24 protein-coding genes are annotated in these 22,028 nt (G+C 71.0%); 5 read left to right on the top strand and 19 right to left on the bottom strand.

What is annotated here, in order from left to right:
- The 15 genes from smc to E4P42_RS05640 all read right to left on the bottom strand — a co-directional run.
- The coding region (smc, locus tag E4P42_RS05710) for a chromosome segregation protein SMC (protein ID WP_135123904.1) at positions 1–1,732 on the bottom strand (1,732 nt) is incomplete at its 3' end.
- A 15-nt stretch (positions 1,733–1,747) separates the two neighbouring features.
- Positions 1,748–2,035 carry an acylphosphatase gene (locus tag E4P42_RS05705; RefSeq protein WP_135123902.1) on the bottom strand — a complete coding sequence of 96 codons (288 nt, stop codon included), beginning with the start codon at positions 2,033–2,035 and terminating at the stop codon, positions 1,748–1,750.
- Positions 2,019–2,435, bottom strand: a complete 417-nt coding sequence (locus E4P42_RS05700; RefSeq protein WP_135123900.1) for an OsmC family protein — start codon at positions 2,433–2,435, stop codon at positions 2,019–2,021. The genes E4P42_RS05705 and E4P42_RS05700 overlap by 17 nt, the downstream gene beginning before the upstream one ends.
- Positions 2,436–2,580: 145 nt before the next feature.
- Positions 2,581–3,438, bottom strand: a complete 858-nt coding sequence (gene mutM, locus E4P42_RS05695) for a bifunctional DNA-formamidopyrimidine glycosylase/DNA-(apurinic or apyrimidinic site) lyase (RefSeq protein WP_135123898.1) — start codon at positions 3,436–3,438, stop codon at positions 2,581–2,583.
- Between the two features lie 19 nt (positions 3,439–3,457).
- The gene (gene rnc / locus E4P42_RS05690; RefSeq protein WP_135123896.1) at positions 3,458–4,150 is read right to left on the bottom strand and encodes a ribonuclease III; all 693 of its coding nucleotides are present in this window, start codon (positions 4,148–4,150) and stop codon (positions 3,458–3,460) included.
- Positions 4,147–4,716: a DUF177 domain-containing protein gene (locus E4P42_RS05685; RefSeq protein ID WP_135123894.1), complete on the bottom strand. Its 570-nt coding sequence runs from the start codon at positions 4,714–4,716 to the stop codon at positions 4,147–4,149. Before E4P42_RS05685 ends, rnc begins: the two co-directional genes overlap by 4 nt.
- Positions 4,717–4,776: 60 nt before the next feature.
- Positions 4,777–5,514, bottom strand: a complete 738-nt coding sequence (sepIVA, locus tag E4P42_RS05680; RefSeq protein ID WP_135123892.1) for a cell division protein SepIVA — start codon at positions 5,512–5,514, stop codon at positions 4,777–4,779.
- 147 nt (positions 5,515–5,661) lie between these two features.
- Positions 5,662–6,042 (bottom strand): STAS domain-containing protein, encoded by a 381-nt coding sequence (locus tag E4P42_RS05675; protein WP_245233901.1) that lies wholly within the window; start codon positions 6,040–6,042, stop codon positions 5,662–5,664.
- A gap of 146 nt (positions 6,043–6,188) precedes the next feature.
- Positions 6,189–6,755 carry a hemerythrin domain-containing protein gene (locus E4P42_RS05670; RefSeq protein ID WP_135123888.1) on the bottom strand — a complete coding sequence of 189 codons (567 nt, stop codon included), beginning with the start codon at positions 6,753–6,755 and terminating at the stop codon, positions 6,189–6,191.
- A gap of 81 nt (positions 6,756–6,836) precedes the next feature.
- On the bottom strand, positions 6,837–7,313 hold the full coding sequence (gene coaD, locus E4P42_RS05665; protein WP_135123886.1) for a pantetheine-phosphate adenylyltransferase: 477 nt from the start codon (positions 7,311–7,313) through the stop codon (positions 6,837–6,839).
- 31 nt (positions 7,314–7,344) lie between these two features.
- The gene (gene rsmD, locus E4P42_RS05660; protein WP_135123956.1) at positions 7,345–7,941 is read right to left on the bottom strand and encodes a 16S rRNA (guanine(966)-N(2))-methyltransferase RsmD; all 597 of its coding nucleotides are present in this window, start codon (positions 7,939–7,941) and stop codon (positions 7,345–7,347) included.
- Positions 7,938–11,321, bottom strand: a complete 3,384-nt coding sequence (locus E4P42_RS05655) for a pyruvate carboxylase (protein ID WP_135123884.1) — start codon at positions 11,319–11,321, stop codon at positions 7,938–7,940. Before E4P42_RS05655 ends, rsmD begins: the two co-directional genes overlap by 4 nt.
- A gap of 32 nt (positions 11,322–11,353) precedes the next feature.
- The gene (locus E4P42_RS05650; protein ID WP_135123882.1) at positions 11,354–11,986 is read right to left on the bottom strand and encodes a vitamin K epoxide reductase family protein; all 633 of its coding nucleotides are present in this window, start codon (positions 11,984–11,986) and stop codon (positions 11,354–11,356) included.
- Positions 11,983–12,747, bottom strand: a complete 765-nt coding sequence (locus tag E4P42_RS05645) for a DsbA family protein (RefSeq protein ID WP_135123880.1) — start codon at positions 12,745–12,747, stop codon at positions 11,983–11,985. The genes E4P42_RS05650 and E4P42_RS05645 overlap by 4 nt, the downstream gene beginning before the upstream one ends.
- A gap of 21 nt (positions 12,748–12,768) precedes the next feature.
- Positions 12,769–13,908, bottom strand: a complete 1,140-nt coding sequence (locus E4P42_RS05640) for an alpha/beta hydrolase (RefSeq protein ID WP_135123878.1) — start codon at positions 13,906–13,908, stop codon at positions 12,769–12,771.
- On the opposite strand from E4P42_RS05640, the gene E4P42_RS05635 reads away from it, so the two are divergent.
- A complete protein-coding gene (locus tag E4P42_RS05635; RefSeq protein ID WP_135123876.1) occupies positions 13,907–14,737 on the top strand; it encodes an aldo/keto reductase in 831 nt (276 codons plus the stop codon). The genes E4P42_RS05640 and E4P42_RS05635 overlap by 2 nt on opposite strands.
- Positions 14,738–14,742: 5 nt before the next feature.
- Positions 14,743–15,582, top strand: coding sequence for an aldo/keto reductase (locus tag E4P42_RS05630; RefSeq protein WP_135123874.1), 840 nt, complete (start codon positions 14,743–14,745; stop codon positions 15,580–15,582).
- A gap of 4 nt (positions 15,583–15,586) precedes the next feature.
- On the opposite strand, the gene E4P42_RS05625 is transcribed toward E4P42_RS05630, so the two are convergent.
- From E4P42_RS05625 to E4P42_RS05615, 3 genes are read right to left on the bottom strand one after another with little or no spacing between them, the layout of a single operon-like run.
- The gene (locus E4P42_RS05625) at positions 15,587–16,294 is read right to left on the bottom strand and encodes an HNH endonuclease family protein (RefSeq protein ID WP_135123872.1); all 708 of its coding nucleotides are present in this window, start codon (positions 16,292–16,294) and stop codon (positions 15,587–15,589) included.
- Entirely contained in the window at positions 16,291–18,516 is a 2,226-nt protein-coding gene (recG, locus tag E4P42_RS05620) for an ATP-dependent DNA helicase RecG (protein WP_135123870.1), read from the bottom strand. Before recG ends, E4P42_RS05625 begins: the two co-directional genes overlap by 4 nt.
- Before the next feature lies 1 nt (position 18,517).
- On the bottom strand, positions 18,518–20,128 hold the full coding sequence (locus E4P42_RS05615) for a DAK2 domain-containing protein (RefSeq protein WP_135123868.1): 1,611 nt from the start codon (positions 20,126–20,128) through the stop codon (positions 18,518–18,520).
- 224 nt (positions 20,129–20,352) lie between these two features.
- Here E4P42_RS05615 and rpmB point away from each other — a divergent pair, with 224 nt between their 5' ends.
- The 3 genes from rpmB to E4P42_RS26925 all read left to right on the top strand — a co-directional run bounded on the left by rpmB (position 20,353) and on the right by E4P42_RS26925 (position 21,314).
- Positions 20,353–20,547 carry a 50S ribosomal protein L28 gene (gene rpmB / locus E4P42_RS05610; protein WP_135123866.1) on the top strand — a complete coding sequence of 65 codons (195 nt, stop codon included), beginning with the start codon at positions 20,353–20,355 and terminating at the stop codon, positions 20,545–20,547.
- A gap of 46 nt (positions 20,548–20,593) precedes the next feature.
- On the top strand, positions 20,594–20,953 hold the full coding sequence (locus E4P42_RS05605) for a hypothetical protein (protein ID WP_135123864.1): 360 nt from the start codon (positions 20,594–20,596) through the stop codon (positions 20,951–20,953).
- An 82-nt stretch (positions 20,954–21,035) separates the two neighbouring features.
- Positions 21,036–21,314 (top strand): hypothetical protein, encoded by a 279-nt coding sequence (locus tag E4P42_RS26925; RefSeq protein ID WP_167759368.1) that lies wholly within the window; start codon positions 21,036–21,038, stop codon positions 21,312–21,314.
- Positions 21,315–21,320: 6 nt separating this feature from the next.
- On the opposite strand, the gene E4P42_RS05595 is transcribed toward E4P42_RS26925, so the two are convergent.
- A complete protein-coding gene (locus E4P42_RS05595; RefSeq protein WP_135123862.1) occupies positions 21,321–22,004 on the bottom strand; it encodes a uracil-DNA glycosylase in 684 nt (227 codons plus the stop codon).
- Between the last annotated feature and the right edge of the window lie 24 nt (positions 22,005–22,028).

The following is a 22,028-nucleotide window of genomic DNA, read 5'->3' as shown; positions in this document are numbered from 1 at the left end:
CCGCAGCCGGCGGCTCGGGCCAGTCGCCGAGCATGATCGCCGCCCGCCCGCCGTCGGACTCCTTGAGCGCGGCCACCGCGGCGCGCGCGGCACCGGAGTCCTCGGCGGCCAGCGCGTCCGCCGCCGCACCGAGCACCGCCGCGACCGCGACCTCGTGACCGGGGCGCACCTTGAGCAGCTCGGCGACGGAACCGAAGATCCCGGCGCCGCTGTGGTTCTTCTGCAGCCACGCGGCGCCGTCACGGCGGTCCAGCCCCACCGACAGCGCGTCGATGCGGGCGCGCAGCGACGCGACCTGCCGTTCGGCGGCGCGTTCGGCGGCCTGCAGTTCGGCGACCCGTTCGTCGGCGAGGCGCAGCGCGGCCACCGTCCGGTCGTGGTGGTCGTCGAGGCCCACCTCCCCGGCATCGAGTTCGCCGACCCGGCCCTGCACCGTCTCGAACTCCGCCTTGGCGTGCTGGGCCTTGGCCGCGGCCTCCTCGATGCCCACGGTCAGGCGCACGACGGTCTCGTCGACGGACTCCACCCGGGTGCGCATGGTGTCGACCTGCCCGGCGAGGCGGGCCAGCCCCTCGCGGCGGTCCGCCTCGGCCCGGGCGGCTGCCAGGTGGGCACGTTCGGCCTCGGCGGCGAGCCGTTCGCATTCGCTCAGTTCGGCGCGGGCGTACTCCAACTGGGTCCGCGACTCCGCGAGCTCGGCCAGCAGTTCCTGTTCGTGGGCGGCGACCTCGTCGGCCTCGGCGTCCAGTTCGTCGGGATCGCGGCCGGTGGACATCTCGGGCTCGTCCTCCAGCCGCTGGCCCCGGTCGGCGGCGATGCGCACCGTCGCGCTCACCCGTTCGGCCAGCGCGGAGAGCCGGAACCAGGTCTGCTGGGCGACGTCGGCGCGCTCGGACAGGTCGGCGACCGCGGCCTCGTGCCCGCTCAGTTCCGCGGTCGCGATCTCCAGCCGGGAGGTGATCTCGTCGTATTCGCGGCGCAGCAGCGTCTCGGCCTGGTTGGTGTTGTCGAACTCCGAGCGGCGGGTCACCAGGTCGTCGGCGGCCAGCCGCAGCCGGGCGTCGCGCAGATCGGCCTGGATGGTCTGGGCCCGCCGCGCCATCTCGGCCTGCCGGCCCAGCGGTTTGAGCTGACGGCGCAACTCGGTGGTGAGGTCGGTCAACCGGGCCAGGTTGGCCTGCATCGAGTCGAGCTTGCGCACCGCCTTCTCTTTGCGCTTGCGGTGTTTGAGGACGCCGGCGGCCTCCTCGATGAACGCGCGGCGGTCCTCGGGGCGCGACTCGAGGATCTCGGCGAGCTTGCCCTGGCCGACGATGACGTGCATCTCCCGGCCGATCCCGGAGTCGCTGAGCAGTTCCTGCACGTCCATCAGCCGGCAGCTGCTGCCGTTGATCTCGTACTCACCGGCGCCGTCGCGGAACATCCGCCGGGTGATCGACACCTCGGAGTACTCGATGGGCAGCGCGTTGTCGGAGTTGTCGATGGTCAGCGTCACCTCGGCGCGGCCGAGCGGCGCCCGCGAGGACGTCCCGGCGAAGATGACGTCCTCCATCTTGCCGCCGCGCAGCGTCTTGGCGCCCTGCTCGCCCATCACCCAGGTCAGCGCGTCGACGACGTTCGACTTGCCCGACCCGTTCGGGCCGACCACGCAGGTGATACCCGGTTCGAAGCGCAGAGTCGTCGGCGAAGCGAAGGACTTGAAGCCCTTCAGCGTCAGACTCTTGAGATGCATGACGTGCCAGACTACCTAGCGCTCGGTGAACCCGGTGACGTCATCGCGCGCGTCGGACCAGTCGGCGACCACGGTGTCGACCCGGCCCGGGGTGTCCCCGCCCTGCAGCAGGTCCAGTAGCCGCTCGCAGTCCGCCCGCGGGCCCTGGGCGACCACCTGCACGCGGCGGTCGGGCTTGTTGGCGGCGAATCCGGCCAACCCGAGTTCCAGTGCCCGCGACCGCACCCACCAGCGGAAACCGACGCCCTGCACGTGGCCGTGCACCCAGGCGGTCAGCCGCACGACGTCAGGCGCGACCGACATCACGCACCTCGAACGCCACCTTGGTGCCCGACTTCAGCGTCCGCCCGACCGTGCACACCTGGTCGATGGCCCGCTCGACGACGGTGAGCAGGCGGGTGACCTCGTCGTCGGACAGGTCCGACAGGTCCACCTCGAGGACCTCTTCGAGCAGCGGGTAGCGCTCCTGGTCCCGGTCGGCGGCGCCGGAGACGCGGATGGTGGCCTGGTAATCCTCGCCGAGGCGGCGGCGCAGCGGCGAATCGCTGCTCATCCCGCTGCACGCGGCCAACGCGATCTTCATCAACTCGCCCGGGGTGAACACCCCCTCGACGTCCTCGGAGCCGATCAGCACCTCGGCGCCGCGTGAGCTGCGCCCCGTATAGCGGCGCACCCCGGTGCGCTCCACCCACAGATCCGTCATGGTCTCTTTCTACAACGGTCACCGGACCGGCATTCCCGTCACCGCCGCCGGGCGCGAGACTGACGTGACGCAGGGAAAGTGCGAGTAGCCCCCTGCGACGTTTCAGTCTCGCGGCGCAACAGTCGGCGCGTTGTGTCGCCGCCAGTCAGGTGCGGCGCGCCCGGGGACGCGGCTGGCAGCGCGGGCAGTAGGTCGAGGACCGGTTCATGAACTTCTCCCGACGCATGACCGCCCCGCACCGCCGGCACGGCTCCCCCTCGCGGCCGTAGGCGTCCAGCGACCGGTCGAAGTACCCGGACTCGCCGTTGACGTTGACGTACAACGAGTCGAACGAGGTACCGCCCTGGCCGAGCGCCTCGGTCATCACCTCGGCCGCCGCGGCGAGCAGTTCGCGCAGCTGCCGACGGGTCAGCGCCGACGCCGGCCGGGCGCCGTTGATCTTCGCGCGCCACAGCGCCTCGTCGGCGTAGATGTTGCCGATGCCCGACACGACCGTCTGGTCGAGCAGCTGGCGTTTGATCTCGGAGTGCTTGCCGCGCAACACCGTCACGACGGCCTCGGGGTCGAACCGCGGGTCAAGAGGGTCCCGGGCGACATGCGCGACGGGCATCGGAACGTCGGTGCCGTCGACGGTCACCAGATCGGCCAGCAGCCAGCCTCCGAACGTGCGCTGATCGACGAAGCTCAGCGCCGTCCCGTCGTCGAGCACCGCGGCGATCCGCAGATGATCGGTCTTCGGGATCGGGCCGAGCAGCATCTGCCCGCTCATCCCCAGATGCACGACCAGCGAGGTGCCGTCCCCGAGTGTCAGCCACAGATACTTGCCGCGCCTGCCGGTGCCGGTGATGTGCGCACCGAGCAGCCGGGCGGTCAGATCGTTCGCGCCGGCCTCGTGACGGCGCACCGCGCGCGGATGGTGTACCCGCACCGCGGCGATCGACTTGCCGGTGACGTGGGCGTCCAGGCCCCGGCGCACCACCTCCACCTCGGGGAGTTCGGGCATGGTGGCTCAGACCGCTCGGTCAGGCATTGCTCAGCGCCGACCAGGCCGCCGCCGCGGCCTTGAGTTCGGCCTCCTTCTTGGTGCGGCCGACGCCCCTGCCGTACTCGATGTCGGTGACGATCACCGAGGCGGTGAACTCCTTGTCGTGGTCCGGGCCGGTCGAGGTGACCGCGTAGGTGGGCGCGCCGAGCCCGCGCGCCGCGGTGAGCTCCTGCAGGCTGCTCTTCCAGTCCAGGCCGGCGCCGAGCGTCGGGGCGGTGTCGAGGAGTTCGGCGAACAGGCGCAGCACCACCTCGCGGGCACCGGTCAGCCCGTGCTCGAGATAGATTGCGCCGAGCAGGGATTCGACGCCGTCGGCCAGGATGCTGGACTTGTCGGCGCCGCCCGAGTGCTCCTCGCCCTTGCCCAGCAGCAGGTAGGCGCCCAGGCCGGCGTCGGACAGTTTGCGCCCGACGTCGGCCAGCGCCTGGGTGTTGACGATGCTGGCCCGCAGCTTGGCCAGATCGCCCTCCGACCGGTCGGGGTGGCGGCGGTAGAGCTCCTCGGTGACGGTGAGCCCGAGCACGGCGTCGCCGAGGAATTCCAGCCGCTCGTTGGTCGGCAGCCCGCCGTTCTCGTAGGAGTAGCTGCGGTGGGTGAGGGCGACGGTGAGCAACTCGTCGGGCAGTGTGACGCCCAGGGCCGCCAGCAGGGGCGAACGATCCAGCGTCACTTCTCGTCTCGTTCCAGCAACCCGGCCAGCTTGGCCCAGCGTGGATCGACTTGTTCGTGGTGGTGCCCGGGTTCGGCGGAGGCCAGCGCGACGCCGCATTCGGCGCACAGCCCGGCGCAGTCGGGTCCGCACAGCGGGGCGAACGGCAGCGCGAGGCCGACCGCGTCGATGATCGGCTGCTCGAGGTCGATGGTCTCGGGTATCCCGCTGGCCCCGACGCGGCCCATCTCGTCTTCCTCGGTGGTCGAGTCGGTGGTGCTGTCGGGGTAGGCGAACAGCTCGGTGAGGTCGATCGACACCTCACCGGTGATCGGCGTCAGGCAGCGGGCGCACTCACCGGTGGTCGGGGCCGACACGGTGCCGGTCACCAGCACCCCCTCGGACACCGACTCCAGCCGCAGGTCCAGCTCCAGCGGCGCTCCCTCGGCGATGCCGATCAGGTCGAGGCCCATGCGCGACGGACTCGGCACGGTCTGCGCGACCGTCATCATCGTGCCGGGCCGCCGGCCGAGCCGGGAGATGTTGAGCAGCAGCGGCGACTGTGCTGCTTTACCGTGCGACGCCATAACGTCTGAGTTTACGGCGCAGACCGACGGGGGCGGCGAGCCGCCGGACGGGCGGTCGGCCTACCGCGCCGCGTAGTCGTGCGTGCCTGCCGCGGTGCGCAGCTGATGGCGGCCGCGGCCGACCGAGCGCAGCGTGCCGTTGAGGAAGTCCTCGAACTCGGCCAGCTTGCTGTCGACGTAGATGTCACATTCGCCGCGCAGGCGGTCGGCCTCGGCGTGGGCCGAGTCGACCAGCCGGGTGGCCTCGGCCGTCGCGGTGGCGACGATCTCGGTCTGCGACACCAGCCGCTGCTGTTCCTTGATGCCCTCCTGCACGGCCTTTTCGTAGGCCAGGTTGCCGCTCTCGATGAGACGGTCGGCCTCGGACTTGGCGCGTCCGGTGCTGGCGTCGTATTCGCGCTTGGCGGTGGCCATCACCCGGGAGGCCTCCTCGCGCGCCTCGCCGACCATCCGCTCGCTGTGCTGGCGCGCTTCGGTCACCATGCGGTCGGCCTGCGATTTGGCGTCGGCGAGCAGCCGGTCGGCCTCGGCCCTGGCGTGGTTGACCATGGACTCGGCCTCGTTGCGGGCGTTGCCGACCATCGAGTCCGCGTGCTCCTTGGCGTCGCGCAGCAGCGAATCGCGCGCGTCGAGCACGTCCTGGGCGTCGTCGAGCTCACCGGGGATGGCGTCCTTGATGTCGTCGATCAGCTCGAGAACATCACCGCGGGGCACCACGCATCCGGCGGTCATCGGCACGCCGCGGGCTTCCTCGACGATGGCCCCCAGCTCGTCGAGCGCTTCAAAGACTCGGTACACGGCAACACCCTCCAGGCGTAGTTGTTGGTTACCAGTGTGCCTGGTGTTACGCCTGTGACTCGACTTCCTCGCCGGTGTGTCGCCTCCCCAGGCACGGCTGGTCAGGGATACGGCTGGACCCGATCCTCACGCGAGCAGACGGTGCGGTCAACACAGCGTCTTGGTTCTGTCCACGACGGGCATCAGCGGCGCCTCGTCGTCGGCCGCCTGCGTCAGCGCGAGCGCCTCGGCGGTCGAGGCGACGACGGGAAGTGCCCGCGCCTCACCGATGCGGGAGAGCATCTCGCGTGTCCCGTCCGTCGCGATCAGCGCCCAGGGCAGGCCTCGCGCCCGGCACTCCCGGTGCACCTCGAGCAGCGCCTGCACGCCGGCCGTTCCCAGGAAATCCACCGGCGTGGTATCGAGCACCAGGGGGTAACCCGACGCGATCGCCGAACTGAGAACCTCGCGATGGTGGCCGGCGGTGCTGTTGTCCATATCGCCGCGCAGGGTCACCATCGTGCGGCGCGCCTGGGCGTCGGTCCCCACTGCGGTCAAGCCCATCATTTACCTACCCGTCGGTGTGCGCAACGCTCATCACAGGGACGGAGCACGCTTCTCGGCTCAGTCTGAAGTCACCGCGGTCTGTGCCCGCATCCGCGGCGTCCATGCATGTGAGCCTGATCACCCGATGGTCAGCGCAGTGCCGCGCCGATCACGTCACGCGCACGATCGATCATCGAGGCGAACGGTCCGACCGCGAAGTTCAGCTTGGCCGACTCGACCCCCGGATGCGGGCGCGTCGGTGCGATCGCCTCGGCCGCCCACACGGCCGCGGCCAGCCGGCGCAGATCGTCCTCGTCGAGTTCGCGCTGCAGCTTGTCGAACTCTTCGGTCTCCTCGGCCTCGGCGTGCGCGACCACCTTGTCGCGGAATGACGCCAGCTCGGTGAGGAAGTCTTCCGAGCCGAAGTCCATGCCCTCGAGCTTGGACAACTGCTCCTTGGCGTCGTGTTCCTCGACCAGCCGGGCGTCGACGATCTCGTCACCGGCGTCCACCTCCTGGCGGGCCCGCGGGTGGACCACCATCTCCTCGGCGGTCTCGTGCACCGCCAGCAGCTGGCGCAGTTCGGTGAAGGCCGTCTGCCGCGCCTCATCCGAGGACGCGGAGAACACCTCCTCGAACATGTCCTTGATCAGGTTGTGCTGATCCTTGAGAAACCTGACGACGTCGTCGGTCGACTGGACGAAGGTCTCGACCATGGCAATGCCTCCGGTGGTATGCACAATTGACGGCGCCGTTGGGCTGGGCGCCATCGCAGTGCTACCCCGGGGAACGGATGTTCAACCGCGCAGCTTGTCCTGTAGTCGCCGGTTGACCGCATCGGGCAGCAGCGCCGAGACGTCACCGCCGAGCGTCGCCACCTCCTTGGCCAGGGAGGACGAGACGAACGAGAACCGCGGCGCGCTGGCGACGAAGAAGGTGTCCACCCCGGCCACGTGGAAGTTCATCTGCGCCATCTGCAGCTCGTATTCGAAGTCGGTGCTGCTGCGCAGGCCTTTGACGATCGCGGTGAGGCCGCGGGCCCGGACGAAATCGACCACCAGCCCCGCACCGGATTCGGCGCGGACATTGGGCAGGTGGGCGGTGGCCTCGGCGATCATCTCCAATCGCTCGTCGAGGCTGAACATGCCCTTCTTGTTCGGGTTGACCAGCACCGCGACGACGACCTCGTCGAACTGCGCGGCGACGCGTTCGAAGATGTCGACATGGCCCAAGGTCACCGGGTCGAACGAACCGGGGCACACCGCGCCGCTCATGGCAGCTGACGCTACCTGATCACCACATCCGTCACACCGGCACCGTGGCGGCGGTGGGTCGCCGCGGCGAGCCCCCGAACTCCGCCATCTCCAGCCGGGTGTCGCCGTAGCGGCGCATGGGCCAGGGCTCCCATCCGGGCGGCCACCGCACCGCCGGGCCGGACGCCCGGCGCTCGATCACCGCGACCGCGCCGGCGGACAGCCATCGGTGGTGGGCCAGCGCGTCGAGCATCTGCTCGACCTCGGCGACCGGCACGTCGTAGGGCGGGTCGGCGAACACCAGGCCGGCCGGACGGTCCGTACCGCCGGCCAGCACCGTGGCCACCGGCGCGCGCCGCAGCTCGGCTCGGGCTCCGACCCCCAGGGCCGTGACGTTGCGCGCCACCGTCTCGGCGGCGCGGTGATCCTGCTCGACGAAGACGGCTCTGGCGGCGCCGCGCGAGATCGCTTCCAGACCAAGGGCGCCCGAGCCGGCATACAGGTCGAGGACCACCACGTCGTCGAGGTCGAGCCGCGCATCGAGCACGTTGAACAGCGATTCGCGCACCCGGTCGGAGGTGGGCCGGGTTCCGCTGCGCGGCACCGCGATCCGCCGCCCGCCCAGGGTGCCGGCGATGATCCGGGTCAGCTGACGACCACCAGCAGGTCGCCGCCCTCCACCTGGGCGGTGGCCGAGACGGCGATGCGTTCGACGGTCCCGGCCTTGGGCGCGGTGATCGCCGCTTCCATCTTCATGGCCTCGATGGTGGCGATGGTCTGCCCGGCGCTGACCTCGTCCCCGGTCTCGACGCCGACCGTCACGACACCCGCGAACGGCGCCGCGACGTGGTCGGGGTTGGCGCGGTCGGCCTTCTCGGCCGTCGGCACCTCGCTGGCCACGTGGTGGTCGCGCACCAGCACCGGGCGCAGCTGTCCGTTGAGGATGCACATCACCGTCCGCATGCCGCGTTCGTCGGGGTCGGAGATGGCCTCCAGGCCGATCAGCAACTCCACTCCGCGTTCGAGTTCGACGCGGTGCTCGTCGCCGCGGCGCAGACCGTAGAAGAACTGGTTCGCACTCAGCCGGGAGGTGTCGCCGTACGTGTCGCGGTGCGCCTCGAACTCGCGCGTCGGGCCGGGGAACAGCAACCGGTTCAGTGCAGCCTGCCGCTTCGGGCCGGGTTGGGCCAGCACCTGCTCGTCCTCGGCGGACAGCTCCTCGACCGGCTTCGCGGGCGCCCGGCCGGCCAGCGCCTTGCTGCGCAGCGGTTCGGGCCACCCGCCCGGCGGGTCGCCGAGTTCACCGCGCAGGAACCCGATCACGCTGTCGGGGATGTCGAACCGCTCCGGGTCGGCCGCGAACTCCTCGGCCGACGCACCCGCGCCCACCAGGGACAGCGCGAGGTCACCGACCACCTTGCTCGACGGCGTCACCTTCACCAGCCGGCCCAGGATCCGGTCGGCGCCGGCGTAGGCCTCCTCGATCTGCTCGAACCGGTCCCCCAGCCCCAGCGCGATGGCCTGCTGACGCAGATTGCTCAGCTGCCCGCCGGGGATCTCGTGGGTGTACACCCGGCCCGTGGGCGCGGGCAGACCGGACTCGAACGGCGCGTACACCTTTCGCAGCGCCTCCCAGTAGGGCTCGAGTTCGCACACCGCGTCCAGCGACAGGCCGGTGTCGTAGTCGGTGTGCGCGGCGGCCGCCACGATCGACGACAGCGCGGGCTGGCTGGTGGTGCCCGCCAGCGGCGCGGCCGCCCCGTCGACCGCCGACGCCCCGGCCTGCCAGGCGGCGAGATACGTGGCGAGCTGACCGCCCGGGGTGTCGTGGGTGTGCACGTGCACCGGCAGGTCGAAGCGCTCGCGCAGCGCCGAGACCAGCAGTGCCGCGGCCTGCGGCCGCAGCAGCCCGGCCATGTCCTTGATCGCCAGCACGTGCGCGCCCGCGGTGACGATCCGATCCGCCAGCCGCAGGTAGTAGTCCAGCGTGTAGAGGTCCTCGGCCGGATCCGAACAGTCCCCGGTGTAGGACATCGCGACCTCGGCGACGGCCGTGCCGGTCTCGCGCACGGCGTCGATCGCCGGACGCATCGAGTCGACGTTGTTCAGCGCGTCGAAGATCCGGTAGATGTCGATGCCCGTCGCCGTCGCCTCCTGCACGAAGGCGTGGGTGACACTCTCGGGATAGGGCGTGTAGCCCACCGTGTTGCGGCCCCTCAGCAGCATCTGCAGGCAGATGTTGGGCACCGCTTCGCGCAGCGCGGCCAGCCGCTCCCACGGGTCCTCTTTGAGGAACCGCAGTGCGACGTCGTAGGTGGCCCCGCCCCAGCATTCGATCGACAGCAGCTGCGGTGTCATCCGCGCGATGTGCGGCGCCACCATGAGCAGACCGGTGGTGCGCACCCGCGTGGCGAGCAGCGACTGGTGGGCATCGCGGAACGTCGTATCCGTGACGCCGACCGCCGGGGAGTCGCGCAGCCAGCGCGCGAACCCCTCCGGACCCAACTCGGTCAGGCGCTGCTTGCTGCCGTCGGCCGGTTCGGCGTTGACGTCGATGACCGGCAGCTTGTCCTGCGGGTACACCGACGACGGCCGGGCGCCGTGGGGCTGGTTGACCGTCACGTCGGCGAGGTAGTTGAGGATCTTGGTGCCACGGTCGGCGGGGGTGCGGGCGGTCAGCAGGTAGGGCCGCTCGTCGATGAACGACGTGGTGACCCGCCCGGCCCGGAAGTCGGGATCGTTGACCACCGCCTGCAGGAACGGGATGTTCGTGGAGACCCCGCGCACCCGGAACTCCGCCAGCGCGCGGCGCGCCCGCGCCACCGCGGTGGCGAAGTCCCGTCCCCGGCAGGTGAGCTTGACCAGCATCGAGTCGAAGTGCGCGCTGATCTCGGCGCCCAGCACCGTCCCGCCGTCCAGCCGGATGCCCGCGCCGCCGGGCGAGCGGTACCCGGTGACCCGGCCGGTGTCGGGCCGGAAGCCGTTGGCCGGATCCTCGGTGGTGATCCGGCACTGCATCGCCGCACCCCGGATCTGCAGCGTGTCCTGGCTCAGGCCGAGGTCGGCCAGCGATTCGCCGTCGGCGATCCGCAGCTGACTGGCGACCAGGTCGACGTCGGTGATCTCCTCGGTGACGGTGTGCTCGACCTGGATGCGCGGATTGCACTCGATGAAGACGTGCCTGCCCCGCTCGTCGAGGAGGAACTCCACCGTCCCGGCGAACCGGTAGCCGATCTGGCGGGCGAAGGCGACCGCGTCGGCGCAGATGCGCTCGCGCAGCTCGGGCGACAGGTTCGGCGCCGGGGCGAGTTCGATGACCTTCTGGTGGCGGCGCTGCACACTGCAGTCCCGCTCGAACAGGTGCATGACGTCGCCTTGGGTGTCGGCCAGGATCTGCACCTCGATGTGGCGCGGGTTGACCACGGCCTGTTCCAGGTACACGGTCGGATCGCCGAACGCCGACTCGGCCTCGCGCGACGCCGCCTCGATCGCTTCGCGCAGCGCGTCCGGCTCGGCGACCCGGCGCATCCCGCGCCCACCGCCACCGGACACCGCCTTGACGAACAGCGGGAACTCCATGGCCTCGGCGGCCGTCATCAGCTCGTCGACCGACGCCGAGGGCGCCGAGGACGCCAGCACCGGCAGCCCGGCGTCGCGGGCCGCGGCGATGGCCCGGGCCTTGTTGCCGGTGAGCTCGAGGATGTCCGCGTCCGGCCCGATGAACGTGATGCCGGCCCGCGCGCACGCCGCCGCGAGTTCGGGATTCTCCGACAGGAAACCGTAGCCGGGGTAGACGGCGTCGGCGCCGGCATCGCGGGCCACCCGGATGATCTCGTCCACGGACAGGTAGGCCCGGACGGGATGCCCGACCTCGCCGATCTGGTAGGACTCGTCGGCCTTCAACCGGTGCAGCGAATTGCGGTCCTCGTACGGGTACACCGCCACGGTCGCGATGCCCATCTCATATGCCGCGCGAAACGCCCGTATCGCGATCTCACCGCGATTGGCGACCAGGACTTTGGAGATCACGCGCTACCCTATCCCGCGCGCGCGGGCAAGGCCTAGAGCAGGGTGGACCAGTAGTCCCAGAAGCGCACCAGGATCAGCAGCACCAGTCCGGTGAACCACAGCGCGGTCAGAGACCACCGCCACTGGTACACCCCGCGGGCGACGGCGTTACCGGCCAAGGGCCGCAACGCGATCGACGACACCACCACCAGCAGCGGGACGGTGACCGCCCACACGACCATGCAGTAGGGGCACAGCGCGCCGATGCGGTAGAGGCTCTGGAAGATCAGCCAGTGCACGAACACCGTCGCCAACAGCGTGCCGACGGCCAGCCCGGACCAGTACCAGCGCGGCAACCGCACCCTGGCGACGGCCAGCACCCCGGTCACCACCACCACCGAGAAGCCGGCGATGCCGATGAGCGGGTTGGGGAACCCGAACAGCGCCGCCTGCGGTGTCACCATCACCGACCCGCACGACAGCACCGGGTTGAGGCTGCACGACGGGGTGTAGCTGGGATCGATCAGCAGCTCGATCTTCTCGATGGTCAGGGTCGCCGCCGCCACCAGACCGACCACACCGGCGATGAGCACCCACAGCGCGCTGGGCATGCCCACCGACAGGCCCGGCCGCGGTGCGGCGGCGGGCTCGTCCGGTGCGACCGTGTCGGGTGCGGTGGCCGTCATGACGCCGGGGCGGAGGCGGGGGCGGGACCGTCGAGGCCGGGCACCTCGCCGACGATCTCCTTGATCTTGGTGACCAGCGCGTCCGGCGTCGACGGGTCGTAGTCCTCACCGTTGATGCGGATGGTCGGCGTGGCGCGGATCTCGGTCGCGGCGGCCATGCCCTCGACCATGTCGACGTAGCGGCCGCTGTTGATGCACTCGGCCACCTCGCCGCCGGCACCGGCCTGGCGGGCCAGTTCGACCAGCCGGGCGTCGTCGGGGTAGCTGCCGCCGCCCTCGCGGGGCTGGATACCCGGGGTGAACAACGCCGCGTGGAAGCGGCGGAAGGCGTCCTTGTTCTCGTCGGCGACGCAGTACGCCGCGGCGCCGGCCCGCGACGAATAGCCGTCGCCCTGGGCGTCGAGGATGCCGACCATGTGGTAGTCGGCGGCCACCGCGCCGGTGTCGATCAGCTTGTTGATCGTCGGCCCGAACTGCTGCTCGAAGTTGCCGCACGCCGGGCACAGCGCGTCCTCGTAGAGCGAGATGACGGCCTTGGGCTCGGTGGTGCCCTCGTTGGTGATCAGGGTGTCGGACGCCACCCGGACCGCCTGCGCCTGCCCCGACGCCGGCTTGTCCTCGGCGGACATGACGATGTAGAGCACGAGCGCGACGGCGAAGACCACGACGACGGCAGTGAGACCGATCTGCACGAGCAGGTTGCGCTTGCGGTCGGCCGCCTTGAGGTCGTAGCGGGGGTTCTTCTTGGGTTTGGTGGCCACGCGACTAGCGTACCGGCGGTCCTACCCGCGGCTGAGGTGGGCGCGCAGCGCCGAGATCATCGCCGCCGTGGCGGTCGCGCTGCCGCCGCCGAGCGGGAAGAAGTTCGCGAACGCGTGCACCAGCGTGCCCTCCTCGCGGAAGTCGACCTCGACACCGGCCGCCCGCAGCGCGTCGGCGTAGCTCCTGCCTTCGTCGCGCAGCGGGTCGAAGCCGCCGGTGAGGATCAGCGCCGGCGGCAGCCCGGACAGGTCGTCGGCCAGCAGCGGCGACACCGCAGGATCGGCGGGATCGACGTCCGCGCCGCCGAGGTACTGCTCCATGAACCAGTCCATGTCGCGGCGGGTGAGGAAGTAGCCGTCGGCGAACAGCGTCTTGGACCGGGTGTCGCTGCACAGGTCGACGGCCGGATAGATCAGCAGTTGCAGCGCCGGCAGCGTCACACCGTCGTTGCGGGCGCGCTGCGACACCAGCGCGGCCAGGTTGCCACCGGCGCTGTCGCCGCCGACCGCGATGCGCTGCGGGTCGGCGCCGAGTTCGACGGCGTGCTCGACCGCCCAGCGGAACGCCGCGTAGGCGTCGTCGACCGCGGCCGGCGCCTTGTGTTCGGGCGCCAGGCGGTAGTCGACGGACAGCACGTTGAGCCCACCGTCGCGGGCGATCAGCCGGCACAGGTCGTCGTGGCTGTCCAGATCGCCGATCACGAAGCCGCCGCCGTGGAAGAACACCAGCAGCGCGGTGTCGGCGTCGGCGCCGGTCGGCCGGTACAGCCGCGCGGCCATCGGACCGGCCGGACCCGGAACGGTCAGCTCGGAGACGTCGCCCTCGATGTCGGCGACCAGCATCGCCGAGGTGATCCGCAGTTGCCGGCGGGCGACGGCGACATCCTCGCTGGCGACCAGCCCGCCCAGCCCGGCGGCGCGCTGGGCGGCCAGCATAAACCGCAGGGTGATGTCGAGTGTGTTCCCGTCGACGGTGACGGTGCGCCCGCCGAGCAGCGCCCGCTTGACCGCATCGGGCAGCAGCGGGATGGCCCGCAGCGTCACCCGCGTCGCGGCGTTGACGAGCGCGTCACGCACCCGGCTCTTCCCACGCGGCGCCGGGTCGGCGCCGGGGGCGGGCGGGCCGACCGGCGCTGCGGCGGCTGGCAGACTCGACGTCATGGGTGCTCCTTCGGTGACGTTGAATGACGGGTACTCGATACCTCAGGTGGGGCTCGGCGTCTGGCAGACGCCGCCCGAGGACACCGAACGTGCGGTTGCCGCGGCGCTGGCGGCCGGCTACCGACACATCGACACGGCCGCAGCGTACGGCAACGAGCAAGAGACGGGACGGGCGATCGCGGGGTCCGGCCTCGGCCGCGACGACGTGTTCCTGGTCACGAAGTTGTGGAACTCAGAACAGGGGTATGACGCCACGCTCGCCGCGTTCGACGCGAGCCGCAGCCGAGTCGGCGTCGATTACCTCGACCTCTATCTCATTCACTGGCCGGTGCCCGAGCGCGACCTCTACATCGAGACGTTCCGGGCATTCGCGAAGCTGCGCGAGGAGGGCCGCATCCGCTCCATCGGGGTGAGCAACTTCGAGCCCGAACATCTGCACCGGCTCGTCGACGCGACCGGCATCGTCCCGGCCGTCAACCAGGTCGAGCTGCACCCGCTGCTCCCCCAGCACGAATTACGAGAGACCCACGCCCAGTTGGGGATTGCCACCGAGGCGTGGAGTCCGCTGGGTCAGGGCTCGCTGCTGACTAATCCCACCGTGACCGAGGTGGCCGACGCGCACGGGAAAACCCCTGCACAGGTGCTGATTAGGTGGCATATCCAACTCGGTAATATCGTCATCCCCAAGTCGGTGAACCCGCAACGGATTGAAAGCAACTTCGACGTGTTCGACTTCGAGTTGAGCGAGCAGGACATGGCGTCCGTCTCCTCGCTGGAGGACGGCACGCGGATGGGTCCCGATCCACGTACCTTCAATTTCACAGGGTAGGTCCCATGACTTCAGCAGCTGCGATTCCCACCGTCACGCTCAACGACGACAACACGATCCCGCTCATCGGGCTGGGCGTCGGCGAACTGTCGGAGGCCGAGGCGGAGCGGTCGGTGGCCGCGGCGCTCGAGGCCGGCTACCGGTTGATCGACACCGCAGCGGTCTACGGCAACGAGGCCGCGGTCGGTCGGGCCGTCGCAACGTCGGGCATCCCCCGTGACGAGATCTTCGTGACCACCAAACTGGCCGTCGCCGACCTGGGCTTCCAGTCGTCGCAGGACGCGGTGCGCGCCAGCTTGGAGCGCCTGGGCGTGGACTACGTCGACCTGTACCTGATCCACTGGCCGGCCGGCGAGCAGGGCAAGTACGTCGACAGCTGGGGCGGGCTGATGAAGCTGCGCCAGGACGGGCTGGCCCGGTCGATCGGGGTGTGCAACTTCCACGCCGAGCACCTGTCGAACATCATCGACCTGTCGTTCTTCACCCCGGCGGTCAACCAGATCGAGCTGCACCCGCTGCTCAACCAGGCCGAACTCCGCCAGATCAACGCCGGCTACGGCATCGTCACCGAGGCCTACGGCCCGCTGGGCGTGGGCCGGCTGCTCGACCACCCGGCCGTCACCGCGGTCGCCGAGGCGCACGGGAAGACCCCGGCCCAGGTGCTGCTCCGGTGGAACATCCAGCTGGGCAACGTGGTCATCTCGCGGTCGGCGACCCCGGAGCGCATCGCGTCGAACCTCGAGGTGTTCGACTTCGAGCTGTCCGACGACCAGATGGCCTCGCTCAACGGCCTCGACGAGGGCACCCGCTTCCGGCCGGACCCGGAGACCTACACCGGCCCCTGACGGGTCAGTTCGTCGGGCACGTCGCGGCGGCGTCGCGCAGCACGACCGCCGACGGCGTGTCGATCGGCAGGCCGTAGCCGCGCAGCACGGCGGCGAACGCCACCGCGTACTGGCACCAGAACGCACGGTTGGGCGGCATCCACTCCGCGGGTTGGTCGTCGCCCTTGTCCTGGTTGGCCTCCCCCTTGACCGCGAGCAGGTTCGCCGGATCGTTGGCGAAGCGGGTGCGCATCTCGTCGGTCCAGTTGCGGGCGCCCAGATCCCACGCCAGCGCCAGCGGCACGAGATGGTCGATCTGCACCGAGGCGCCGATCTGGTTGCCGCGCGTGAAGGCGACCGTGGCGTTGGTGTACGGGTCGTACAGCGTGCCGGTGGCCACCGCGTTCGGGCACCGCGAGATCGCCACGTAGGTCTTGTCGACCAGGTCACGCTCGAGGATGTCGTTGCGGGTGTCGCAGCCGTTGCGGCCCCCGGGCGCGTCGGTGTCGTCGGTCCACGACTCGCCGAACGCGGCGCGGCGGTAGTCGTGGGCGCTGATCCGCACCGGGATCTCCACCACGCCGGCCAGGATGTCGGATCCCGGCGCGACGGTGGGGATGTCGGCGCGGGCGACGAAGCGGCCGGCGTCCCGGTCGGCGGTGACGGCGCCGATCGCGACCAGCACCGCGACCGCCACCATCGCCGCCAGCCATGCGGTCCGCCTGCCGGTCATGTCTTGTCCAGGTACTCGACGCGGTCGGAACCGGTGAAGGGCGCGGACAGCACCGCCATGCCCGGGTGGCCGGGCGCGGTCTCGTACAGCTCTTCGCACAGTGCCCGTGCCATCAGGATGACCTCGAGGTGTTCGGCCAGCGACAAGAAGTGCAGGGAGTTGAGCGTGCCGGACTGGTGGTGCCCGAGCACGTCGCCTTCCCGGCGCTCGGCGAGGTCGAGGTCGGCGAGCGCGAACCCGTCGAGCGTGCCCGCGACCGCCTTGAGCCGCGCCCCGGCCCGGGACCCCTCCGGCAACCGGGTGGCCAACAGGCAGAGGCTGGGATGACTACCGCGCCCGATCCGTCCGCGCAGCTGGTGGAGTTGGCTGATGCCGAACCGGTCGGCGTCCATCACCACCATGACGGTCGCGTTCGGCACGTCGACGCCGACCTCGATGACGGTGGTGCACACCAGCACGTCGATCTCCCCCGCCCGGAACGCCGACATGACGGCGTCCTTCTCGTCACCGGACAGCCGGCCGTGCATGAGCCCCAGCCGCAGCCCGGCGAGCGGTCCGCTGCGCAGCTTCTCCAGCAGTGCGATCACGGTGACCGGTGGCGGGCCCTGCTCGTCGGTGGCCGGCTTGTCGGTCTCGTCGATGCGGGAGGCCACGACGTAGGCCTGCCGGCCCGCCCGCACCTCCTCGGTGATGCGGGCCCATGCCCGGTCCAGCCATGTCGGGTGCTGGGAGACGAAGATGGTGTTGGTCGTGATCGGCTGACGGCCCCGGGGCAACTCCCGCAGCGTGGAGGTCTCGAGGTCACCGAACACCGTCAGTGCGACGGTGCGCGGGATCGGCGTCGCGGTCATCACCAGCAGATGCGGTGTCACACCGCCGCGGGCCTTGTCGCGCAACCGATCTCGTTGCTCGACGCCGAACCGGTGCTGTTCGTCGACCACGACCATGCCGAGGTTGTCGAACTCGACCACGTCCTCGAGCAGGGCGTGGGTGCCGACGACGATGCCGGCCTGTCCGGTCGCGATCTCGGTGCGCACCTGCTTCTTCTGCCCGGCGGGCATGGAACCGGTCAGCAGCGCCACCCGCGTCGCCGTCTCCGCGGCACCGAGCTCCCCGGCCATGGCCAGCGGGCCCAGGATCTGGCGGATCGAACGGTCGTGTTGGACCGCAAGCACTTCGGTCGGCGCCAGCAGTGCGCACTGGTAACCCGCGTCGACGACCTGGAGCATCGCCAGCATCGAGACGATGGTCTTACCCGAACCCACCTCCCCCTGGAGCATGCGGTTCATCGGACGGGTGCCCGCCAGCTCGGCCGACAGCACGTCCAGCACCTCGCGCTGCCCGTTGGTGAGCTCGAAGGGGAGGCGTTCCCGCATCGCCGCGAGGAGGCCGCCACTGCGCGGCGGCGCCGGCGGACCGGTCTGGGTGAGCTCGCCGTGGCGGCGGGATACCAGCGCCCATTGCAGACCGATCGCCTCGTCGAAGGTCAGCCGCTCCCGGGCGTCGTCGCGCTGACGCGCGTTCTCGGCCAGGTGGATGTTGCGCAGCGCGGCGTCCTCTGACGCCAAACCATGCTCGCGCACAACAGACTCCGGCAGCGTCTCCGGCACCGGGTCGAGGACCCGGAGCACCTGGCGGACGCAGGCGTAGATGTCCCAGCTCTGCACCTTGGCGCTGGCCGGATAGATCGGGAAGAACTCCTTCTCGAACGCCGCCAGGAGGTCCGCACCGGTGGCGTCCGCGGAGTCCGCGATCGTCCGCAGCGATTTCGTGCCGATGGTCTTACCGGCCGGCGATCCGAGGACGAGGAATGCCGGATGGTTCAGCTGCAGGGTCTCGCGGAAGTACTTCACCTCACCGGAGAGCATCAGCCGCGTGCCGACGGGCAGCTTCGGGATCATCCAGTCGGCGTTGAAGAACGTGGCGGTGACGGTCGGGACGCGGTGGCGCAGCGTGACCCGCAGCCACTTGCGGGGCCGCTTGCCCGGGAGCGACTTCATGTCCCCCACCTTGGTGGCCGCGATTTCGTCGACGAACGTGACGTGGTCGCCCTCTTCGAGGTCGAGGCTCTCCCCCTCGCCCCGCACCGTCATGCCGTCGCTGTACTTGCGCGGGTAGTGCCGCAGCAGGTCGTTGACGGTGTGGATGCCGAACTGCTCGGCCAGCGGCTTCGCCGATTTCGCGCCGATGACCATGTCGAGGCGGTCGGTCAGCGTGGCCATGTCACTCGACTCCGATCAGCAGCGCGTCACCGCGGTGGCCGGTGTGGTAGGTGACCAGTTCGGTGCCCAGGTGGCGGGTGTGGACGTGCTCACGCAGAACGTCGCCGACGGCCTCGTCGACGCCTTCGCCCGTCAGCACCGTGACCAGTTCGCCGCCCGAGATCAGCAGCAGGTCGATCAGGCCCGCCGCGGCCGCGCACACGTCGGGCCCGACGATCAGCACTTCGTCGCCCGAGATTCCCAGCCCGTCGCCCGGGGCGCAGGTGCCCGCCCACGTGAGCGCCTCCTCGGTGGCGACGCGGACCGTGCCGTGCCGGGCGCCGGCCGCTGCCCGCGCCATTGTGTAGCCGTCGTCGACGGCCTGACGCGCGCGGTCGTGCACGGCCAGCGCGGCCAGCCCCTGCACCATCGAGCCCGCGGGCACCGGAACCACGTCGATGCCCCAGCCGATCGCCGCGGTGCAGCCGGCCACCAGTTCCTCGGCGGCGACGTATCCGTTGGGCAGCACCATGACCTGCCCGGCGCCGGTGTCGACGAGGGCGCGCAGCAGGTGTTTGGCGCTGACCGGGCCGTCCCGGCCGGCCCGCAGCACGTGCGCCCCCTCACCCGCGAAGAGATCCGCCGCGCCCGGACCGTCGACCACGGCCAGCACGGCGCGGTCGGTGGTCCAGCTGCCCTGCGGCCGGGCGGTGGCCCCGTGCAGTGCGGTGATCTGGATCCGGCTGGGCGTGCCGACCACGAGTCCGGCCTCCACCGCGGCGCCGGCGTCATCGGAGTGGACGTGCACCGAATAGTGGCCGACTTCGGTCTCACCGGCGGCCGCGATGGCCACCGAATCGCCGAGCTGGTCGAGCCGTTCCCGCAGCGTCTCCACACCGCCGGCGTCACACCCGGTCAGCAGGTACATGACCTCGAACTGCGGTGACGTCCCGGCGGCGGGGTGTGCGAGCGGCGCGGCGGCCTCATACCTGGTGCGCCGGGGCGCCGCGCCGGTGAGAACCCGGGTGAGCGCGTCCAGAAGCACGAGCAGCCCGCGGCCGCCCGCGTCGACGACGCCCGCGTCGGCCAGCACCGACAGCTGGGCGGTGGTCTGGTCGAGCGCCACCGCAGCGGCGGCGCCGGCCTCGGCGACCACGTCGGTGAGCGCGGCGCCGTCGGCGGCGGCGCGTTCGGCGGCGCCGGCCGCTGCCGCCAGCACCGACACGATGGTGCCGGGTTTGCTGTCGGCCAGCGAGGCGACCACCAGCTCGCCCCCGCGGTGCAGCGCCACACCGAAGCCCGCGGCGTCGACGCCGCCCGGTCCGGTCGAGGCGGTGGTGTCGGCGAGGCCGCGCAGGATCTGCGACAGGATGACGCCCGAATTGCCCCGGGCCCCGTGCAGGGCGCCGGTGGCCAGCGCCGCGGCCACCGCGGCGGCGTCGTCGGCCTCGGCACACGCCTCGCCCTCGACCCAGGCCGCGCGCATGGTGAACAGCATGTTCGTGCCGGTGTCCGCGTCGGCGACCGGGAACACGTTGAGGCCGTTGATCTCGTCGGTGTGGGCGATGAGGTCTTCGACGGCGGCATGCGCCCAGCCGCGCAGCACCGCCGCGTCGAGTCGCCCAGCCGCCATCTCACCTCCCGCCCCGCGCGCCGCTCGTGCGCGTAGCCTAACGACCGCCACGGACACCGCCGCGCCCCGACGGCCGGGCTGTGGACCACCGGTCCGCACCGGTTCGCGCCGTTTTGGCGATCCCCCACCAGGCCGGTATCCTGGTCAGGTTGTCGGGTCGAGCGCCGCGCTGGTCGCGGAGAGTACGGCCCGGGCCCCAGAGACTGATCCGAGGAGTTCTAGATATGGCCGCCGTGTGCGACGTCTGCGGAAAGGGCCCCGGCTTCGGCAAGTCGGTGTCGCACTCTCATCGCCGCACCAACCGCCGGTGGGATCCGAACATCCAGACCGTGCGTGCCGTGACCCATCCGGGTGGCAACAAGAAGCGCGTCAACGTCTGCACCTCCTGCCTGAAGGCGGGCAAGGTCAGCCGCGGCTGACGCCCCCACCTGTTTGCCTGTCATGACGCCCGGGTAGCCGGGCGTCATGATTTTGCGTGCGAAGACGACATCGGCGCTGACCGCGGCCGTGGCCTCGCTGGCACTGCTGGCCACCGCCTGCGGCGGGTCGGACGACGGTGGCGAGACCTCGACGACGTCTGAGACCACCACCTCCACCACCTTTCCCACGGAGACCGGCACCGAGACCTCCCCGTCGGTGACGGTGAGCATCCCCACCGAGACGTCGGCGCCGGGCGCCACCTCACCGGGTCCGGAGGCGCCGCCCACCACCGGCGACGGCGACGTCACCGTGCAGATCCCCTCCCCGCCCGCGATCCCGGCGCCGCCGGCGATTCCGGCACCCCCGCCCATCCCGTCCCCGCCGCCGATACCCGGCGTGGGCTGACATCGGTTTCGTGGGCGCAGGCCCGGGTACCGCACCGGATGACCGGACATCCGGGTCCGGCCCCAGAGGAAGGGGTGCCCGCATGAACGCGACGACCTCCACGCCGAGGCGTCTGGTCTCCCGGTCCGCAGTCTTCGCCGCGGGCCTGAGCCTGGCGATCGCGTGGCCGCTGACGGCCTGCGGCGACAGCGGCGAGGGTGACACCGAGACGACCGCCCCGGAGACCAGCGAGACCACCGAGCCGGCGGAGACCTCGGAGAACGACGGCACGATCGAGATCCCGTCGCCGAGCATCAGCATTCCGTCGCCGAGCATCAGCGTTCCCGAGCTGCCGGACGTCACGGTCAGCCCGGCGCCCTGACACCGCCTACGGCAGCCGCCAGTCGATCGGCTCGGCGCCCATCTGCGCCAACAGCTCGTTGGCGCGGCTGAACGGCCGGGAACCGAAGAAGCCGCGCGAGGCCGACAGCGGCGACGGATGCGGTGACTCGATCGCCACACAGGCGTTGCCGGTCAGCATCGGCTTGAGCGTGGCGGCGTCGCGGCCCCACAGCACCGCCACCATCGGCTGCTCACGCGCGACCAGCGCGCGGATCGCGCACTCGGTGACCGCCTCCCAGCCCTTGCCGCGGTGGGAGGCGGGGGTGCCGGGACGCACGGTGAGCACCCGGTTGAGCAGGAGCACCCCGCGCTCGGCCCATGGCGACAGATCCCCGGAGCTCGGTGCGGGATGGCCGAGGTCGGCGGTGTACTCGGTGAAGATGTTGGCCAGGCTGCGCGGCAGCGGACGGACGTCGGGTGCCACGGAAAAGCTCAGGCCGACGGCGTGGCCGGGCGTCGGATACGGGTCCTGCCCGACGATGAGCACGCGCACCCGGTCGAACGGAAACGAGAACGCGCGCAACACGTTCGCACCCGCGGGCAGGTAGCGCTGCCCGGCGGCGAGTTCGGCGCGCAGGAACTCCCCCATCCGCGCCACCTGATCGCGCACCGGCGCCAGCGCCTGCGCCCAGCCGTCTTCGACGAGTTCCTCCAGAGGGTGTGCGGTCACGGCACGCCAACTTAGCGGGTCGGG

It is taken from the genome of Mycobacterium sp. PS03-16, assembly GCF_004570325.1.
Taxonomy (GTDB): Bacteria; Actinomycetota; Actinomycetes; order Mycobacteriales; family Mycobacteriaceae; genus Mycobacterium.
This window is presented reverse-complemented; position numbering and strand designations above follow the sequence as displayed.